Annotated in this window: 23 protein-coding genes; 5 read left to right on the top strand and 18 right to left on the bottom strand. The window is 33.2% G+C overall.

Annotated elements, in window-relative coordinates:
• Positions 1 to 6: 6 nt before the first annotated feature.
• The 13 genes from xerA to ACQ5H4_RS18920 form a co-directional block, all read right to left on the bottom strand.
• Entirely contained in the window at positions 7 to 840 is an 834-nt protein-coding gene (gene xerA / locus ACQ5H4_RS18980; protein ID WP_430776558.1) for a site-specific tyrosine recombinase/integron integrase, read from the bottom strand.
• Between the two features lie 5 nt (positions 841 to 845).
• Positions 846 to 1,742: a tyrosine-type recombinase/integrase gene (locus tag ACQ5H4_RS18975; protein WP_430776557.1), complete on the bottom strand. Its 897-nt coding sequence runs from the start codon at positions 1,740 to 1,742 to the stop codon at positions 846 to 848.
• A gap of 518 nt (positions 1,743 to 2,260) precedes the next feature.
• Positions 2,261 to 3,019, bottom strand: a complete 759-nt coding sequence (istB, locus tag ACQ5H4_RS18970; RefSeq protein WP_430776556.1) for an IS21-like element helper ATPase IstB — start codon at positions 3,017 to 3,019, stop codon at positions 2,261 to 2,263.
• Complete coding sequence (gene istA, locus ACQ5H4_RS18965; protein WP_430776555.1) at positions 3,019 to 4,302, bottom strand: IS21 family transposase; 1,284 nt, start codon at positions 4,300 to 4,302, stop codon at positions 3,019 to 3,021. Before istA ends, istB begins: the two co-directional genes overlap by 1 nt.
• Positions 4,303 to 4,524: 222 nt before the next feature.
• Positions 4,525 to 4,995, bottom strand: a complete 471-nt coding sequence (locus ACQ5H4_RS18960; protein WP_430776554.1) for an SMI1/KNR4 family protein — start codon at positions 4,993 to 4,995, stop codon at positions 4,525 to 4,527.
• 20 nt (positions 4,996 to 5,015) lie between these two features.
• On the bottom strand, positions 5,016 to 5,276 hold the full coding sequence (locus ACQ5H4_RS18955; RefSeq protein WP_430776553.1) for an HNH/ENDO VII family nuclease: 261 nt from the start codon (positions 5,274 to 5,276) through the stop codon (positions 5,016 to 5,018).
• A 287-nt stretch (positions 5,277 to 5,563) separates the two neighbouring features.
• Positions 5,564 to 5,893, bottom strand: a complete 330-nt coding sequence (locus ACQ5H4_RS18950; RefSeq protein ID WP_430776552.1) for a hypothetical protein — start codon at positions 5,891 to 5,893, stop codon at positions 5,564 to 5,566.
• 183 nt (positions 5,894 to 6,076) lie between these two features.
• Positions 6,077 to 6,733, bottom strand: coding sequence for a hypothetical protein (locus tag ACQ5H4_RS18945; protein WP_430776551.1), 657 nt, complete (start codon positions 6,731 to 6,733; stop codon positions 6,077 to 6,079).
• Positions 6,734 to 6,872: 139 nt separating this feature from the next.
• Positions 6,873 to 7,805 (bottom strand): hypothetical protein, encoded by a 933-nt coding sequence (locus tag ACQ5H4_RS18940; RefSeq protein WP_430776550.1) that lies wholly within the window; start codon positions 7,803 to 7,805, stop codon positions 6,873 to 6,875.
• Between the two features lie 194 nt (positions 7,806 to 7,999).
• A complete protein-coding gene (locus ACQ5H4_RS18935) occupies positions 8,000 to 8,641 on the bottom strand; it encodes a hypothetical protein (RefSeq protein WP_430776549.1) in 642 nt (213 codons plus the stop codon).
• Positions 8,642 to 8,907: 266 nt separating this feature from the next.
• Entirely contained in the window at positions 8,908 to 10,068 is a 1,161-nt protein-coding gene (locus tag ACQ5H4_RS18930) for a S8 family peptidase (protein WP_430776548.1), read from the bottom strand.
• Between the two features lie 320 nt (positions 10,069 to 10,388).
• Positions 10,389 to 10,949, bottom strand: a complete 561-nt coding sequence (locus ACQ5H4_RS18925) for an RNA polymerase sigma factor (RefSeq protein WP_430776547.1) — start codon at positions 10,947 to 10,949, stop codon at positions 10,389 to 10,391.
• A 300-nt stretch (positions 10,950 to 11,249) separates the two neighbouring features.
• Entirely contained in the window at positions 11,250 to 11,726 is a 477-nt protein-coding gene (locus tag ACQ5H4_RS18920; protein WP_430776546.1) for a DUF4825 domain-containing protein, read from the bottom strand.
• A gap of 984 nt (positions 11,727 to 12,710) precedes the next feature.
• Here ACQ5H4_RS18920 and ACQ5H4_RS18915 point away from each other — a divergent pair.
• A complete protein-coding gene (locus tag ACQ5H4_RS18915; RefSeq protein WP_430776545.1) occupies positions 12,711 to 13,067 on the top strand; it encodes a YtxH domain-containing protein in 357 nt (118 codons plus the stop codon).
• A 242-nt stretch (positions 13,068 to 13,309) separates the two neighbouring features.
• The gene (locus ACQ5H4_RS18910; RefSeq protein WP_430776544.1) at positions 13,310 to 13,882 is read left to right on the top strand and encodes an HTH-type transcriptional regulator Hpr; all 573 of its coding nucleotides are present in this window, start codon (positions 13,310 to 13,312) and stop codon (positions 13,880 to 13,882) included.
• On the opposite strand, the gene ACQ5H4_RS18905 is transcribed toward ACQ5H4_RS18910, so the two are convergent.
• On the bottom strand, positions 13,883 to 14,218 hold the full coding sequence (locus ACQ5H4_RS18905; RefSeq protein ID WP_430776543.1) for a DUF1878 family protein: 336 nt from the start codon (positions 14,216 to 14,218) through the stop codon (positions 13,883 to 13,885).
• 190 nt (positions 14,219 to 14,408) lie between these two features.
• Between ACQ5H4_RS18905 and ACQ5H4_RS18900 the strand changes: the two genes are divergently transcribed.
• Positions 14,409 to 14,966: a DUF3267 domain-containing protein gene (locus tag ACQ5H4_RS18900; protein WP_430776542.1), complete on the top strand. Its 558-nt coding sequence runs from the start codon at positions 14,409 to 14,411 to the stop codon at positions 14,964 to 14,966.
• A 102-nt stretch (positions 14,967 to 15,068) separates the two neighbouring features.
• Positions 15,069 to 15,248: a hypothetical protein gene (locus ACQ5H4_RS18895; protein ID WP_119707123.1), complete on the top strand. Its 180-nt coding sequence runs from the start codon at positions 15,069 to 15,071 to the stop codon at positions 15,246 to 15,248.
• Positions 15,249 to 15,306: 58 nt separating this feature from the next.
• Here the strand turns inward: ACQ5H4_RS18895 and ACQ5H4_RS18890 are convergent, their stop codons facing one another.
• Both ACQ5H4_RS18890 and ACQ5H4_RS18885 read right to left on the bottom strand, forming a co-directional pair.
• A complete protein-coding gene (locus ACQ5H4_RS18890) occupies positions 15,307 to 15,390 on the bottom strand; it encodes a YjcZ family sporulation protein (protein WP_119707122.1) in 84 nt (27 codons plus the stop codon).
• A gap of 88 nt (positions 15,391 to 15,478) precedes the next feature.
• Positions 15,479 to 15,556: a YjcZ family sporulation protein gene (locus ACQ5H4_RS18885; RefSeq protein WP_119710501.1), complete on the bottom strand. Its 78-nt coding sequence runs from the start codon at positions 15,554 to 15,556 to the stop codon at positions 15,479 to 15,481.
• 250 nt (positions 15,557 to 15,806) lie between these two features.
• Between ACQ5H4_RS18885 and ACQ5H4_RS18880 the strand changes: the two genes are divergently transcribed.
• On the top strand, positions 15,807 to 16,676 hold the full coding sequence (locus ACQ5H4_RS18880; RefSeq protein WP_430776541.1) for a peptidylprolyl isomerase: 870 nt from the start codon (positions 15,807 to 15,809) through the stop codon (positions 16,674 to 16,676).
• 47 nt (positions 16,677 to 16,723) lie between these two features.
• Here the strand turns inward: ACQ5H4_RS18880 and ACQ5H4_RS18875 are convergent, their stop codons facing one another.
• Together ACQ5H4_RS18875 and yhaM are read right to left on the bottom strand one after the other, a co-directional pair.
• Positions 16,724 to 16,894, bottom strand: a complete 171-nt coding sequence (locus ACQ5H4_RS18875; RefSeq protein WP_430776540.1) for a sporulation YhaL family protein — start codon at positions 16,892 to 16,894, stop codon at positions 16,724 to 16,726.
• 98 nt (positions 16,895 to 16,992) lie between these two features.
• Positions 16,993 to 17,937: a 3'-5' exoribonuclease YhaM gene (yhaM, locus tag ACQ5H4_RS18870; protein ID WP_430776539.1), complete on the bottom strand. Its 945-nt coding sequence runs from the start codon at positions 17,935 to 17,937 to the stop codon at positions 16,993 to 16,995.
• Position 17,938: the final 1 nt, after the last annotated feature.

Below are 17,938 nucleotides of genomic sequence, written 5' to 3'. Positions count from 1 at the left end.
TTACCCTTACGATTGGTATTGGTCATATTGTTTTTTTCGAGCATGATTCATCAGGCGAGTATATATACGCGTGCTATTGATATTCACATGACCAAGCAGTTCCTGAATATAGGTAAAATCCATCCCTTTTTCTGCAAGATGCGCAGCAAACGTATGTCTTAAAGTATGTGGACTTACCTTAAACCCTAACTTCTTCGAAAACTCACGAAATTGCAACTGAACGGTGACTGGACTTAACGGACCTCCTCTGTGAGTAGCAAACAAGTATGTACTTTTGACCGTTCTTTTTTTTAGATATGTTTTTAACCGCTCTGCACACTCATGAGTAAATAAAACGAATCTTTCTTTGTTTCCCTTACCCTTTCGAATCCAAATTTGGCGGCTATCCCATTTCACATCTTCTATCTTGATATTTAAAAGTTCACTAATACGAACCCCTGTTGCATATAAAGTCTCAACTATTACCCGATCCCTTTCATTCTCTTTAACTAGTTCCTGAAGTAAAACAAGTTGTTTTTTATCAAGATAATAAGGAAGTTTGTCCTCTTTCTGCGGAGTACGTACTCTTTTTGCTGGATTTTTATTAGTGACATTTTCCTCCATTAAATATTGATAAAATGATTTAAGTGCAGATAACTTCATTTGTATAGTGCGAGGCTTTAACCCTTCTTCGGACATTTTCGCCAACCAGTTCCTTACATCTTTTGCTTTTACTTCCTTCACAGTTTTTTGACAATATGAAAAAAATTGAAAGAGAGCTATCTTATACGTTCGAATGGTTTCGGGACTGAATTGAGCTTGTTGATCATTAAAGAAAGATTGTTGCTCTTGTATATTCATAGTTTTCACCCCATGATATTTTGGTATTTTATCTTCAAATCTTCAGTCGGAATCTGAGCATAAACTCGAGTCGTATTTAAATCAAAATGCCCCATCTCATCTGCTATAAACTGAAGATCTGCCCCCCTTGCCAACATATTTGTAGCAAATGTATGCCTACAAACGTGAGGGTGTAACGACTGATTGAGACCGACCCCTTTTCCTATTAACTTAAGAATCAGTTGAATTCCACGTTCGTGAAATCGTTGTCCATATCTGTTCAAAAATAATGGTTCAGAAGAATAACAAGAACGTGTTTTTAAATAAGCTTGTAACACTAAGGAACATTCTTCTGAAAAATGAACATGTCTTATTTTTTTCCCTTTTCCTAGTACCACTGCTGTTCGTTTTGAAATATTGACATCCTGTATGTTCAAGTTAGTAACTTCTGAAACTCTACAACCTGATGTAAAAAGAAACAAAACGATGGCGCGGTTACGTAGAGATAATTGCTCTGAAAACCGCTTAACACGTGCATACTCATATTCATCCAAATACTTTGGTAAAGATATTGGAACTTTTGGTCTCCAACGTTTTTTCATCACTGTTACTTCCATATATTCTTCTTCTAGACAAAAGTTAAAAAAAGAAGATAGAGTAAATATCACTAAGTTTATTGTTTTAGGCTTCTTTCCTTTAGAAAATTCTTTAATCCATTTTCGGACATCTTCTGATTGTAGTTCTGATAGAGGAATCCTACATTCATTCAGAAATCGTTCTAGTATTCCACAATATCTAATAATTGTACTGATTGCCTTATTTTCTATCTTTAAACTTAAGAGATATTCATTTAAGATCATTCTAGAATTTGGAGGAATATCGCAATTTGTACTTTCCCAATAGTTATTTTTAAAGTTCTTCATGTCACACCCTCACCTACATAGAAAATTTTTTTTATAGCTTCTAGGCACCAGTGTTAACAAATATTTTATAAATATACCTAAACAATCTAATAAATTTTTAATTAGCAAAAAAGATCAGATTGCATTACATTTTCATAATTAAATAGACTTTACACCACCCTGGGAACAGAAAAAAAGCATACCCAATAAATTAATTTTGGTATGCCTATAGATTCAACTCTTATTCATTTTTTTATTTTTTATTAACTCTTACAAAAAAAGCAAGTGACCAAAAGAGGCATTCGTTACAGCATTTTCTTTGCCATCTTTTTGACTAAATCATTTCTACAAATCTTTTCCTAACAATATATTCACTTTTCATATTTTTTACAGATCATCATGTTATATAAAATTATTTATTATTTGATGCTAGACTAAAAAGTAGACACAGATTGTTATAATAGAATGACAAACTATAACGAGGTGTATAAATGTCAACACAAATATGTACATTATTGCTCGTTTAAAGATGTACAAAATTACTCACTTTCTTTTGTAAAGTGATCCTTTAGGCGGTAAGAACTTCCCACCATTGCTACTACCGATGCATGGTGTAAAATACGGTCTAAAATCGCATTTGCCAGTTTGGCTTCCAGGAAGACCTCATCCCACGCTTTAAAATTTACATTTGTCGTAAAGATGGTACTTCGCTTCTCATACCTCAGATCAATCAGCTGAAAAAACAGCTTGGCATCCTCTTGATCAATGGGTAAATAACCAATTTCATCAATAATTAATAGTTTATACTTTGTATAATGCTTTAATCGGGCTTCTAGACGGTTCTCTAGTCGTGCACGTCTTAAATTCTGAATTAAATCATGGCACTTAATGAAATATGTACTTGTCCGCTTCTTTGCTGCTGCGATCCCTATTGCTGTTGCCAAGTGAGTTTTCCCCACTCCACTTGGCCCTAAGAAAACAATATTCTCGTTCATCTCTATAAACCGAAGGGTTAGAAAATCTAGAATCTGCTGCTGATTAACGGACGTTTGAAAGGTAAAATCAAAATCCTTTATTTCCTTTAAATGCGGAAAACCTGCGACCTTTACCATTGACTGTATCATATTCTGCTCTCGTACATCGATTTCATAATTAGTGAGTTTGATTAACGTATCAATAAACGACAGTTGATTCTGTACGCCAAAATCGACCACTTCATTTAGATGTAAGATCATTTGTTTCAACTTTAGATACTCCAAATTTCTTACTAACTGTTGATAATTAGTTGCTGGATTCATTACTTATACACCTCTCCAATCGTTGCTAGATTCTTCTTAGCCAAATCTTCAATTTCTGGATAGTTTGGGGCTGAAACCGTCAAACCTGCTTTATAATGTGCCTCTTGATAATTTAGCTTTGCTTTGCTGATTGGATGCCGTGCAATGAGTTTCATGTTATAATAAATCCACAAGTGGTCATCATACGCCTGTATACCTACTTTCTTTCCTTGATATTCTGGTGGTACAGAATACTGATTGGATTTGTAGGAAATCATGTTGGATGCATTGACTTTTACAGTTGTATGCTTGATACGGTAGGAATCTCTTACTTTTTCAGTTGGTAGCTGGAGTAAGTGGTTCCTTTCTTTTTTAAATTCCATGATCGGAATTTTCCCCGTCCCTTGATGGATCTGGTGATTAACTCTGTTAGCTAAATCCTGTATAAACTGATGCAACTCCTCTAATGTAAATTGACCTTGATAGGCATGGATTTCATCTAATAGCTTCATGGTGGTCTCTATTTTCCCCTTTGTCCGTGGTCGTCCTGCGATACACGCTCTTACTTTAAAGCCAAAGTCTTTTGCGAACTGTTCAAACTTTGCATTCACTTTACCTGGAGAAAGTTCCGTTCTTGCTTCATCCATCACTGTTCTCATATTATCCGTAAGGAGTTCCGCAGGAACACCACCAAACGCTTCAAAAGCTTCCGTAAAAAAGGAAGATAGAGTACTTTGAGATTTTGATACACTCATATAAAATGTGCGTATTCTTGAGGTGGAAAGAATGAGTGCAGCTACATTTATTTCGACCTGTTCACCATCTTTTGTCTCATAAAGAATGTTTTCTTTCCAATCCAATTGTGCTTGTTTTCCTGGTGGTGTTTCAAAACGAACAGTCCCCTTGGGGGAAGCAATGCGCTTGTCCTCCGTAAAGTAGGCATTAAATTCTGGTGTACGTGCAATATAGGCACGAAAGGTGGAAGCTCCACACTCCAACCCATGATTATCCTTCAAGTATTGCCATAGTACTCGTCGATAATAAAACACCTGCTTAGAGTCCTCTGATAGTAAGGCAGCGATTACTTCATAGTACTCATCTATTTTCGAAGACTTTTTTCTTGTCCTCTTAGGAACAAAACCGTTTAAGTATTTATCAACTGTTCGGCGATCTACACCTAACTCCTCCGCTATTTTGCTCTTATTAATTTTCATCTTCATATGCTCCATTATTTGCTTGAATTTTGTTAAGTCTGAAAGACTCTTAACCTCAAAATCGATATCCACATTTAATGATAGATACATAGCTAGTCACCTCATGACTAGTATGAAAAATTGAAGCAAGATTGTACATATTAATTCAAGCATTATTGTACATATTTAAAATAGCATTTCTACGAGGTGTGTCGAGATGCCAAGAGGAAATGGAAAATGATTCTAAAGTCATATTATTTTTAACCATAAAGTTCTTAAAGTCAAAAAACCTTGAAAGGCATTTAGCCATCAAGGTTTAAATGCTATGCTATGCTATACTTCTTGCATAACTAAATCTAATAAAAAATCACCAAAATTATTAGCAATTATTTCATAACTTTGACTTTCCAAATCAATACCAGGCACAAAAGATACTACCTTTGGTTCTCCTTTTTCATCAAGTTGATTAAAATCTAAACAAAAAAGTTCATCGCTCCCAGTATCATAAATAACAAGAAGGTTATTAGGTAGATTAATTTCTTTTCTTTCCGTTAAAGTGTACCAAATTGCATCAGGAATAGTAGAGTTTTCAAAATTATCATTAATAATCCCATAAATTTCTTGAGCCCCGAAATTTCCTACTCCAAAAGTTTGTAAATAATCTAAATACAGCCCAGTAAATTTTACACCTAGCTTTTCTTCAGCCAATTTTATTAATTCATTTGACCGCCCTCCAATAAAGTCAGCCAAATCTTCATTGTCATGAATAATTTGCTTTGCTTTCTGATAAGTTTCAACGCTCATTTTTATCCTCCATTCTCATATTAAAAGTCATTAGCTCTATTCTTCCAATAATCAGTTCTCCAATTATTAAATTCTGTTCTGTTTATACCAGAAGGTATAGTATTAGGGTTGATATGGATTACCGAACTGTTTTCCTTATGGAATGTCTGTGTTACTTCTGCTATTGAGCTTGTATTTCTCTGGGTTGTGTGATGAAGATTAATTGACTTCCCATCTGGACCAAGTGGAGCCAATCCTTTTTTCATTCTTTCAAGATTAGTTCTTCCCCTTGCGTCTACCATACTTGGGTCTATAATATCATCTCTTTGATAGTCTTACACATTATTAAATTCTGTTGTCTTATTCCAATATTTATATCCATTACCCGTACCGCTAAGAAAGGCTACATGCGATCTACTGATGTACTAAAAGCAGAATAATTATATAGAATATAATTTAAAGCTGTGGAAACAAATTAACATAAAAGTAAAAGGATAGATGACCAGGAATAATACCTGTGTATGCATCTATCCTTTTTTTATAACCAATAACCTGATTTAGTAAACAAAATATTGATAGTACTTAAAAATCAATACTTAACAAATGTGGTTATACCATGATGAGAAATATAATTACGATGACTTAATTCCTCTACCCATTTTTTTGAATTAAATTGATAAGTACCATAAATATCTCGATAAGTATAGCTTCCTACATTTATTTCTATTGGTTCAGGAGCTTCTTCCATCCTACTCCTAAATTCATCAAATTGGTTTTGACTTCGTACATGATAAATTTCAAATATATCCCCAACTTCCATATACTTTTCAATGTAGCTTAGAAATAATTTATTCCCCACTCCATGTACTTCATAAAAATAGGGCATTGAAAATAAACCTATATCAATTTCTTCTTCCAATAATCATCCACCTTATGGACGGTGAAAGAGATAGCGTCCTCATGAGTAACGTCCTTCATTGGATGATTCATTAAATTATTAAAAAGGTTATACCCTCATTGTATGATGTAGCAGTAGTGAATACTCTTTTCTACTCATGCATAGTTTTTATGGGGCAAGTAGTATTATGATTTGAAATTTAAATTATAATCCTCCAAATAGATAATAAATAACGTCTGTGTTTCTTATAATTAAGACAATAAGTATTGTCATAGGAATGACCTTTAAATACTGTTTTGTGGATTTGGTTAATATGATTAGCAGTAATATCCCTGAAAATAAATCAAACCCTAATACCACTGAAGGAATGTAAAAGAAAGACATACCTTGCGTAAGCAAAAAACCAATAGGTAATGCTGCACACAGTGATGATCCCCAACCCTCGCCTCGACTAAACCACACTATGTAAGCACAAATAGGAGAAGCAAGTGCAATTGAACCCCAACGTACAAAATAATGGGTTGGGAAAAATCCGAACAGCACATGTGAATAGATATAGTATGATGTCAACATCCCTATAAAAAATGTAAGTACATTAAGAGCTGCATATGTAGGGCTTCTACTCCAAAAAGTAATGAGAGTTGCCAAGAGTACCCATAGACCCAAGTTAGTTGTAATCTCACTAATGAAGCTATAAACAATTCCGTTCCCACTATTGGACGGAATAGTATCGCTATATTTAGCAATAACCCCTAAGAGATTACCGAAAATAAAATAAATACCTAAATACAGGATTGTTTGTTTTGCAGTAAGTCTAGTACTATCAATTAATTTACGTTTTTTCAATAAATCATCTGACATTTTAAACCTCCCTGATTATTACCATTAAAAAAATACACCCCAATTTATCTCGTTCTAAATAAGGGGTGCAGTTCTATTACATTTTAATATATTCGTATTTTTATTGTAAAATTATCCATCTGTTTCTATGTATAACAAACTAAGTTAGTTTGACTCTTACAATTTCTCCTAAACAGTATGCAACTAACTCTCCTTTTTCTAAGTTAAAGCCAACAACATTATCTATTATTTTAATTTCTTCCTTTGTACCTGCATCAATTAGTTTTAGTGATAATTGATTTTCTCCTTCAGTATAAAATACATGTATTAAAGTGTTACTTTCAGTATTGTAGAAATTTTCTCCTTGTTTATTAAAAGAATCTCCATCATTGGTATATATTTGCTTATCATTACTTACATACAATTTATTGTTTAAAACAAATAATTCTCTTCCTTCTATATTAGATTGTACTAATTCGGGCTCATTAGTATATTGTGAATAATCTAAAGAAAAAAGTGAATACGAATTAGAATTTTTATCGTATACGGTATAGTGTAATTTCCCATTGAAGATAACCCCATTACTACTTATATTACCTTTTGCATTATCGTACTCTTTTAAGGATTTATCCTCATATTTAACAATTGTAGAGATAGGTTCTTCTGAATTTGAATAATCAGTAGTTATAAAAAACATATCCTTTCCATCTATTGCTAGTGGAAAAATAGCCTCTGTTTTTTCATTTTCTAGTTTATAAACGGATTTTACAGCGCCTTCCTCTAACTTTACTATTTCAAAATGAAAATTATAGCTATCCCCTTTAGTATAATAGTCACTTTTTGTATTAAATGAATATTGCATTGTATTGGGTTTATCTGCTATTGATTTATCTTCTTCAGGTAAGTTCGTTTTTGTATTGTAAGAAATAAACTTGTTAATAAAAGGATTAAAAACTTGTATAAGATTGTCATTATCTTTTTCAATTACTTTTACTTTTTCCTTTTCTTTCTCTTTTTCTAAAGTAGAAGTATTCTCAGAACAACCAGATAAGATTAAAGAGAAACATGAGATAAAAAATAATAATTTTTTCACGAAAACATCCCCCTGTTAAAGGTATTAATTTTTTGGCTAAATATGTATAGAATAATAATTTATAAGTTCATATATAATTTCAAATGAGGGTAATATATTCCGTGTTTGGCTATTTAGTACAATAAAATCTATTAAGCTTACTTCCTAGAAAATTAAAATGCTAGGAAGTAAGCTCTTTTTAACAATATTTTTTCTTAAACCCCTGCACTGATTTGATAAACCATATTGTCGCCTTTAAGCTTAACTGTCGCAGTATTAATTAAAGCTATTGTATAGTTTTGATAATCTGCAGCTGGAGCAACGATCATATTACTTGAATACCAAGATGTCTTAGTACCACCAGTGTTCTCCCAGTATTTAGAAACCGTCTTAATGTTCTGCCATGAAGTGCTTGAAGTAGCGGAAACTGAACTATTTGAAATACCTAGAGAAATACTTGCAGAGTTTCTTAAGTTAGCTGAACCTTGCCATGTTGTTCTTATTCTTTCAACTGTCCAAGTACCGGTATATTTTGCTGTAACTTGATAATCCCATTGTAAAGTGTTACCTGATTTAGTTGAATACGTACTTCTCCAAGCATCTGATGTTAATGTACCTTTACCACCAGGTATTGAATAAGACTTACTCTGAGCGGTCTGAGCTGATACATCTTTCTTTTTATCTTTTGTATTATTTGTAGGGATATCGCTGATTCCTTCTTGATCAAGATAATGCTCAATTGGACTAAATCCCGACGTATCTGTTTCAGGTTGTAGTTCTGCTGCAAAACCGCTGCTCACCGGTAGAGAAATAAGTAAACCTGTAGTTAATAGAAAACCAAGAATCTTCTTTTTCATAATTAATTTCCTCCCTTAACCTTCTGTTTTTAATTTCCGAGAAATAATAAAATACAATTGTAAACTCTTATTTTCCTATTTTGATCTTACCTTATCCTTCTTCCTCCCTTTTGTGGCTAATTAACCTTACCTAATCTTTCAGTATTAACTAATTTATTGGTAAAGGATGCCCTTTAGCCTACAAGTAACCGATTGACTTGTCTGCTACTACCTTCTTGACGCTTGTTTTTACCAAATCGTTCCCAAAAATGGATTATTTTTAAAATTTATTTACCAACAGCATTCATGACATCCACTAAACCACTTCCATATAAAGAAGATTCCCCTAATTGTATTGAGGTATCTGTTAAATGTTTTATAAGTTGTACATTACTTAACCCAGGATTAGACTCCTTAACTAGAGCTGCCGCACCGGTTACGTGAGGAGCAGCCATAGATGTTCCACTTTCATAGCCGTATCCCCCTGGGACTGTACTATAAATAACAACTCCTGGGGCCATAATATTTAATTGTTTTCCTGTGCTTGAAAATATTGCTCTTTTATTAAGTTCATCCACTGCACCTACTGCAATAACAGAGTCAAAAGCAGCAGGGTAAGTGATTGTATCTTTTTTTCCAACTCCAAGGTTGCCAGAAGAAGCAACAAGGATCATTCCGTTGTTATAGGCTTTATCAACAGCTTTATTTAAAGTTGTGGAGGGTTTTGTTCCTCCTAAACTCATATTAATAATATCTAGGTTATTACTAATTGCCCATTCAATCCCGGCAATGATATCACTGTATCTACCATCCCCGGATTGGTCTAGTACTTTAATTGCATAGAGGTCAGCTTGAGGTGCAACACCTACTACTCCAAGTGAATTATTTAATGCAGATATAGTTCCTGCCACATGAGTTCCATGTCCATTGTCATCAAAAAAATCTGTGGTTCCCTTAACAAAACTTATACCGCCACTTACTTTAAGATCCTCATGGTTATAATCAATTCCAGTATCTAAAACTCCAATCTTAACGCCGGTTCCGAGGTATCCATTTTGCTGAACACTTGTTGCACCAATGTGTGAAACCCCCCAAGGGATTTCTTGAGTAGCTTTAATAGTTGTAGCTTCCGCTTCGATAATAGGCATTGCTAGATTAGTTGTAGTAACTGGAGCATCCTCTTCGATATATGCAATTTTCGGATTTTTTGCTAGAGCCTGTACTGCTTTTTCAGGAAGTGTAGCAGCTATTACTGGTATGTACTTATATTCTCTTTTTACCTTTCCTCCATTTGCTTTTACTAAATTACTGTCTGTTTTGGATTGGAAAGCTATAAAGTACGTTTTATGCATATCATTTTCTGTTGGTTGTGTTGCATTCGCATAACTATTTGAGGTACATACCCAAATCAGCAAAAACATAACAAATAAAGATAGAAACCGTTTCATCTAATTCATCCTTTCATGTGAAATACAAAACATAGACGTTCATATCTCGATAAATGTTCCAAAAAATACATATTTTTTAAAAGAAATTTAGAAGCTTAGGGGTATGTAAAATCAGGATATTTATTTCTAGTTACCGGTTAAAAGTAGATTGCAAATTATGTAGGATAGACAAAGAGGAAAGAAGTGGAATCCTTCTATAAAGGGTTAAATTAGTGTTTTGTTTTATTTTTTACTATTATTACTAAATATTCATCTAAGTTTAATATATTCTCGCCATGAAGTGTTTTAAACTACTAGGTTGGACATTATGTTTGTTTAGGTTACCAATCTTTTATTTCCTGTTCTAACAACTCCCTCATCCTTTGTTTTGCTCTATAAATACGTGTTTTGACAGTTCCGGGTTTTATTTTTAACGACTCCCCAATTTCTTCATATCTAAAATCATGTAGATATTTCAAAGTTAAAACAGTTTTATGTTCCGATGATAACTCATCGATTTTTTGTAGTAAAAGACCTCGAAGGTGGTTCTCTTCGACAATAGTTTCTACTTCTGAGACATTACACGTACTCTTTCTATATTGCTCGTCTATTACAATGTCTTCTGAAGCAATATCATTCCATCTATTTATTTTCCGAAGAAAATCGACGGCTGTGCATGAAGCAATAGTTACCAACCATGCTCCAAATTTCTCAAAATCATCTATAGTATGTAACTTCATAAAAGCTTTCAAAAATGTTTCTTGAACTACATCCTGTGTGAGTTCTCGATCATGTAAATAATAATAAACGGTATTATAAACTCGCTGATAATACATTTCAAAAACAATCTTCTCTGAAACTTCGTCTTTCTGAATAGCCTTTTCTAATAAACCAGTAATCAAGTACTTTCACATCCCTATGTGGAAATTTTAATTATATCTAACTAGAAAAAACATTAGTACAGTAAATTCAATATGAATTTAAGTGATCAAAATATAGAAAAAAGTTTACTATTACACACAAATTCACTTTTACAAATATTAGTATATTTTCATTACTTTTATTATTCAACATAAATTTACAAAAATTTCTAAAAATATACATTTAATACCTGTAAAATTAGGTTAATTCATGCTTTCTGGAAGGGGGATTTAAATTTAAAAGTTAATAAAAAAGCATTGATCCATCTGGATCAATGCCCTTTAACTGAATAATTTAACATTATTTTCTTCATTTAGAAGTTTTTGTGTATTATCTATTAATTCCTCTTTGTTTTTGATTTGTAGAAACTGTATCCCAGAACCATCTTGTAGTTCCGCTTTTGTAATTTTATATTCAAAACCATCAAATTTGAATGTTATCCAATCTACATTCTGAACTAATGTAAATAAATAAATGGAATTATATATTGCTGTTTCTCTATACTTTTGTTCTGTATCTGTCCAATCATAATTTAATATTATTCCATACGGTTCAGTTTTTGTCTCAAGTTCAAAACCACTTAAGTGTTCTACCCCTTGTAATTGGTTAACGATGTTTCCTACTGCGCTGTTATCGCCTACAAAAGAACCTTTGAAACTAAATATATCATCCTTATCATCATTAGGGTTACACCCGCTTAAGAAAAGCATCACCAGTAATGAAAAGATACAATATTTAATAATTTGTCTTTGTCTCAATTTGAATTCACCCTTTTATCATTATTGGAATTCGAACAGAAACCATCCGAATCATAAGAAGTGTTTTGTTTACCTAATTAACCAAGTTTCTTTTGTATTATATTTTTTTCTGCAAAGTAACTGAATATTAAACCCAAAATCAAGGGAACAAATGAACCGGTAGTTAGTGAAAACCCTTCTCCATTATCCTCAAATTCGTAATGAAACCTTCAACCAAGGAATATTAAATATATGTCCAATAAGATAAAGTATTTCTGTAGCGAATAAAAGGGTTGTAAAGGATACAATAATAGTCTTAAGCTTTATATGACCTCCTAAGGCTTACTTTTGTATATCATAAATTAATACTTAATCCCCTTTTATCTCTCGGTTTTCTCCGAATATAGCCGTAGCTATAGAACTAAAGAAATTACCTTATCCTCCAAATATATCTAACATCTTTGATCACTCCTTATTATTGATACGGTTTATACCCACAAAGGTTTCAAATTTACAATTCATTCTGTTTCATTATTACCTTTCATTTTTCGATAAATTGTTTGTAGGACTACTCCTAAAATGTAGCTTGCGATAGCAATTGTAGTAGGGCTTAACTTAAAACCTATTATTAAAATAGGTGACATCAAAATAAACCTTGAAACAAATCGATATACTTTATCAAGTGTTCTAAAGGATCTTTAGGATATATATGATATGGTTCCAATTATTACTAGCACGACAACCATAAGAAAAACCATAAAGAATGATTCCGTAAAATCTACCTTTGGTTTATTATTAGTACTATTTCTCATAAGTCACCTTGATATTACTAATTCTTCTTTGTTTGTTTACGACCTCTACAAGAAGGTTCTGACCATCCTGCTCCAGAAGAATATAAATCACTATGGCTGCATAGTCTTTTTAGAATTGTCTACTTGACAGGGTTAAGTCCAGGATGATTAGTGTTAATATAAGGTCTATAAACGTTTATTTAGGGGTGAGTGTATGAATGCAAAGAAAGTCCTTCTTGGAATGGTAGTGGGAGGAATTGCTAGTGGTGTTGCTACATTACTAACAACTCCTCGCTCTGGCGAAGCACTTCGAAAAAATTTAATACGTTCTGAAGAGGAATGGAGACAAAATCTGGCCAATCTAAGCACTTCTATACGAGATGTGAGCAAGGAGATCACTTCAGTTACTAAAGAAGGAAAGGTTGTCCTTTCAAGCTTGATTAAAGATATAAAAATTAGTGTACAAGCGTGGAAGGAGTCTACAGCCGACAACCAAAATGCAATAAAAATGGAGCTTGATTTGATTCAAGAAGCGTTACGAAAACTTGAAAATGATTTACAAAAAAAATAGTTACTATAGAAATAAAAGCTTTTGTTTGTCCTTTTTTTCAAAAGAAAAGAAGGATTTTTCTTTTAAAAAGGAAATATATTTTATATTAATTCCCATAAATCTTATAAATCTATCGAATAATTCATAATTGGAAATAAAATTTTATCTAATTTCTAAAAATTTTGTAAATTACATCTTTATTAATTTTTGTTTTATTGGCATAATGAAAATAATAGACAAAAAAAAGTGGGTGACTAATAGGGATGACGGGAAAAGATTATACAATGAAAGAAGCAATGCTATTTAGTCAGAGAATTGCACAATTAAGCAAAGCTCTCTGGAAAGCCATTGAAAAGGATTGGCAGCAGTGGATTAAGCCACATGATCTTAATATTAATGAACATCATATTTTATGGATTGCTTACCATCTAAATGGTGCATCCATCTCTGATGTCGCGAAATTTGGGGTCATGCATGTTTCAACTGCTTTTAACTTTTCAAAGAAGCTAGAGGAACGAGGACTTTTACAATTCTCTAAAAAGGAAAATGATAAGCGAAACACGTATGTGCAAATTACGGAAAAAGGAGAAAGCATACTTCTAGACTTAATGGAACACTATGAGCCATCAGGAAATGCAGCTTTCTCAGGTGCTTTGCCATTAAAGGAACTGTACGGCAAGTTTCCAGATATTATTGAAGTAATGGCCATTGTCCGAAATATTTACGGGGACGACTTTATGGAGATTTTCGAAACATCATTTAGAAACATTGAACAGGATTTTGAAGAAAAAGAAGGAAAGCTTACAAAGAAAAAATCATCGTCTGAGTATGTATAATCATAAGTACCTTTTAAGCTCACCCATTAGTGGTAGAAACAGTCTTTGAAGGATACATGCATGAATTACTTCTTCTACTTGGAAGTGTGGGTGTAATTCTTCTTTAAACTTTTTAAAAAGCGGATGAAAATATACAAAGCCTTCCGCTTTCTGTTCTTCCAATTCTATGCTCAACCGTTCACAATTCGTACAAAATACCTGTACATCACTTTCCGATAAACCTTTTTCAATTACTAACATATCAAATTTGGCTTTATTGCTACCAATCATCTTTAAAAGCAAGGATTGATGGTACTCTAAGCGCTTTATTCTTTCTAATAATTCCTCGTCAAACATCCTTCTACCTCTTTTCTATTCTTCATAAATTCTATTGTATAAAATGTAAAATGATATGACAAAAAATTTATCGAAAAATGTTTGCTGTTTTCCTATTGATTTTTTCATCTGTTCATCGTAAAGTATCTAAAGTAAGTGGAACATATGAAGCTTACAAAATACTTATATCTCCATTTGGAGGCTGATTCTCTTGAATTGCTGGAAAACAATAAACTTTACGAGACAATATGGATCACAGCGACTTTTTATACTGTCTGCCTTAACTATGTTATTTACTTTTATTCTACTTTATATTCCGGCAACATACTTATTTGTTGCAACAACCTTTTATGACAATCATTTTATTTATTTTATTTTAGCATTAATTTTACTGTATCCGGCTCATAAACTTCTACATTTTTTACCAATTGCTCATTTGAATGAGAAGGTAAGAAAAACGTTAGATTTAAAATTTGGTTTTATTCCAACAATTAAAATTCAAATTACTGAACCTATTAAAAAATATCAGTTTTTAATCGCTCTACTATCGCCATTTGTCATTATTAATTCAGTATTGTTGGCAGCTTGTTTCCTATTTCCGCATTACGCACACTATTTTACGATTTTAATAGCTTACCATATTGGCATGTCTGTTTCTGATCTTATTTGTGGAAAAGATGTAATTACCGCTCCTAAGAACGCATTTATTGAAGAAAACGAAGATGGTTATGAAATTTTAATTATCAATAAGGAAGGGACATCTTACTGATGTCCTCTTTCTCTAATAGTTGCTAAAACAATTTTTCTTTTAACTTAAAAATTGATTATGATACAATACAAGAAAACACCTTCCCATAGGAGGGATTTATCGATGATTTTTCTTTTTATAGTACTTGCGGTTTTTATTTTATTTCAAATTAACAAACTTACAAACTCTCTCTGTTTACAGAAAGAGATTCCTGAAGAACGACAGCCACAAATATTTAGGACAATTAATATATTAATAACGATTCTTCTGATATCTTCCTATGTAGAAATCCTATTTACATAGAACAATAAGGAGCGGTGGACATTCATCCACCGCTCTTTCTCTTTAATCATATATTCGCTTATAGCCAAGCAGCACCAACGATGATTAAAAGGATGAACAATACTACAATTAGCGCGAAGCCTCCACCATATGAGTGACCCATTCTAACACCTCCTCTCAAGGAAAGTTAATATATCCTATTCAAGTACAGCTACATCCGTTAAAAGGATTCGTGTTATTTCACATGGAGCTTAACAATAAGCTGCCCCCACAATAATTAATAAGATGAATAATACAACAAGTAGCGCAAAGCCATTGTGTCCCATCATTAAAACCTCCCTTTCTCTCTAATTTTAATGGTGGCATTCCGATAAACATGAAGGATTGCCTGATTTTTTTGTTGAACTATTGTTAGTTCCCTTTATATTATGTAACCCATTCCATAATGGGATGGGCTATTTACTTATTTTTGAAGATTTACCATTGTGGAACAGATTTTTTTTTTGCTCTTCCCATCAGGTATGGTATAGTAATGTTTGTGACCGAATGATACGAAATAATTTTGTAGGAGTGTTCAAGATGAAAAAATGGATGTTATCCCTATCAGTCATTGCTGGCATCGTTACGTTAACTGCATGTAACAATGCCAATGATTCTGCAGCGGTTGTAGAAACATCTGCAGGGGATATTACGAAGGACGAGCTTTACGAGGCAATGAAGGAAAAATACGGGGAAGCTACTTTACGTGAGCTTGTTTATGAAAAAGTTCTTTCTGACAACTATGAAGTAAGCGATGAAGAGTTAGATGAAAAAATCGCTGAATTAAAGGAACAACTAGGGGACAATTTTGAAGTTGCTTTAGCTCAATATGGATACGATAGCGAAGAAGACCTTCGTGAAACGTTTAGAATTGGTATGCTACAAGAGAAAGCTGCTGTAAAGGATATTGAGGCAACAGAGGAAGAAATGAAGGAATACTACGAAAACTATAAGCCACAAATCAAAGCTCGTCACATCTTAGTTGAAGATGAGGCTAAAGCAAAAGAAGTAAAAGCTAAGCTTGATGCGGGAGAAAAATTTGAAGATGTAGCAACTGAATACTCTACAGATACAGCATCTGCAGCAAACGGTGGAGACCTTGGCTGGTTCGGAGCTGGACAAATGGTTGCTGAGTTTGAAGAGGCTGCCTATGCACTTGAAGTCAACAAAATTAGTGATCCTGTAAAAACAGAACATGGCTACCATATTATCCAGGTAACCGAGAAGAAAGAAAAGCAATCATATGAAGATATGAAAGCTGAAATTGAACATCAAGTAAAAGTGTCCAAGCTAGACGAAGCATCGATTACTGAAGCAATGGAACGTGAACTTAAGGATGCAAAAGTAGAAATTCAAGATAAAGATTTAGAAAAAGCATTAGACAGTGAAGAAACAACAACACAAGGCTAATATTAGCCTTGTAAGCAAAAAGGTTCCAGAGTTATCTGGAACCTTTTTTATTGAGCTGATCGGCCCTCTCTGGCTCTCTCAACCCTCTTCATATATATTTCTCCTTCTCGTTCAATACTTTGCATTTCTTCCTCTCTCTCTTTCCTCCCTGTACGAAGTGCCATCATTGCACTTATAAAAATCCCAGCAACTACAAAGTAAATCCAAATCGGTATCATAGAACGTCCTCCTTTAACTCATATGGTTGTCCAAGTCTTTATAAACCATATGAGTTAAAAAACAAAAAAATGCCCATTAGAGCATTTTTTGTAAGGTATTATTTATGAAATGTTGGCTTATAAAATGACCTTTGCTCTAGAGGGAAAATTCTTTCAGTAAACTCACCAGGTTTCACTCTCTCTAATGCTCGGTCTAGCATATTCATTTTTGCATCTAAATTATCAATATAATGAAGAATTTCAGCTTCTTTAATTAATGGTGGTTTTGGACTCCCCCACTCAGCCTTCCCATGATGACTCAATACAAGATGCTGAAGAATAACAACTTCTTCACCAGTAATATGAAGCTCATCTGCTGCTTTACCAATTTCGTTCACCATAATAGATATATGACCTAAAAGATTTCCTTCGACGGTATATGAGGTCGAAATAGGTCCAGATAGTTCCGTTACTTTACCCAGGTCATGGAGAATGATTCCAGCATATAATAAATCTTTATCCAAGCTAGGATAAAGCTCAGCTATTGCCTTAGCTAAGTCAAGCATACTAACCACATGATAAGCTAAGCCAGACACAAACTCATGGTGGTTTTTTGTTGCAGCTGGATACTCTAAAAACTCATTTAAATGTTTCTTTAATAAATGCCTTGTAATTCTCTGGATATTAGGGTTTTTCATTTCAAAAATATATTGTGTAATTTTACTAGACATTTCATCCTTACTAACAGGTGCTGTTTCCAGGAAGTCAGCTAACTTCACAGAATCTGTGGGAGCTGCAGGCCGGATTTGTCTTAGCTTTAATTGATTTCGTCCACGGTAGTTCTGTATTTCCCCAACGATTCTCACGATTTTCTGTGCTGCATATGTTTTCTCATCTTCATCAGATGCATCCCAAAGTTTCGCTTCTATTTCACCACTTTGATCTTGGAAAATAATCGTTAAAAAGGGCTTTCCATTACTAGCGATCCCTTTTACAGAATTTTTTATTAGTAGAAACTGTTCAATAGCTTCTCCTACTTCATAATCAAGGATACCTTTTGACATC

Origin of the sequence: Bacillus coreaensis (assembly GCF_050586445.1) — a bacterium.
Classification (GTDB): Bacteria; Bacillota; Bacilli; order Bacillales; family Cytobacillaceae; genus Robertmurraya_A; species Robertmurraya_A coreaensis.
The sequence above is the reverse complement of the archived record's forward strand: the minus strand, read 5'-3'. Positions and strand labels throughout refer to the sequence as shown.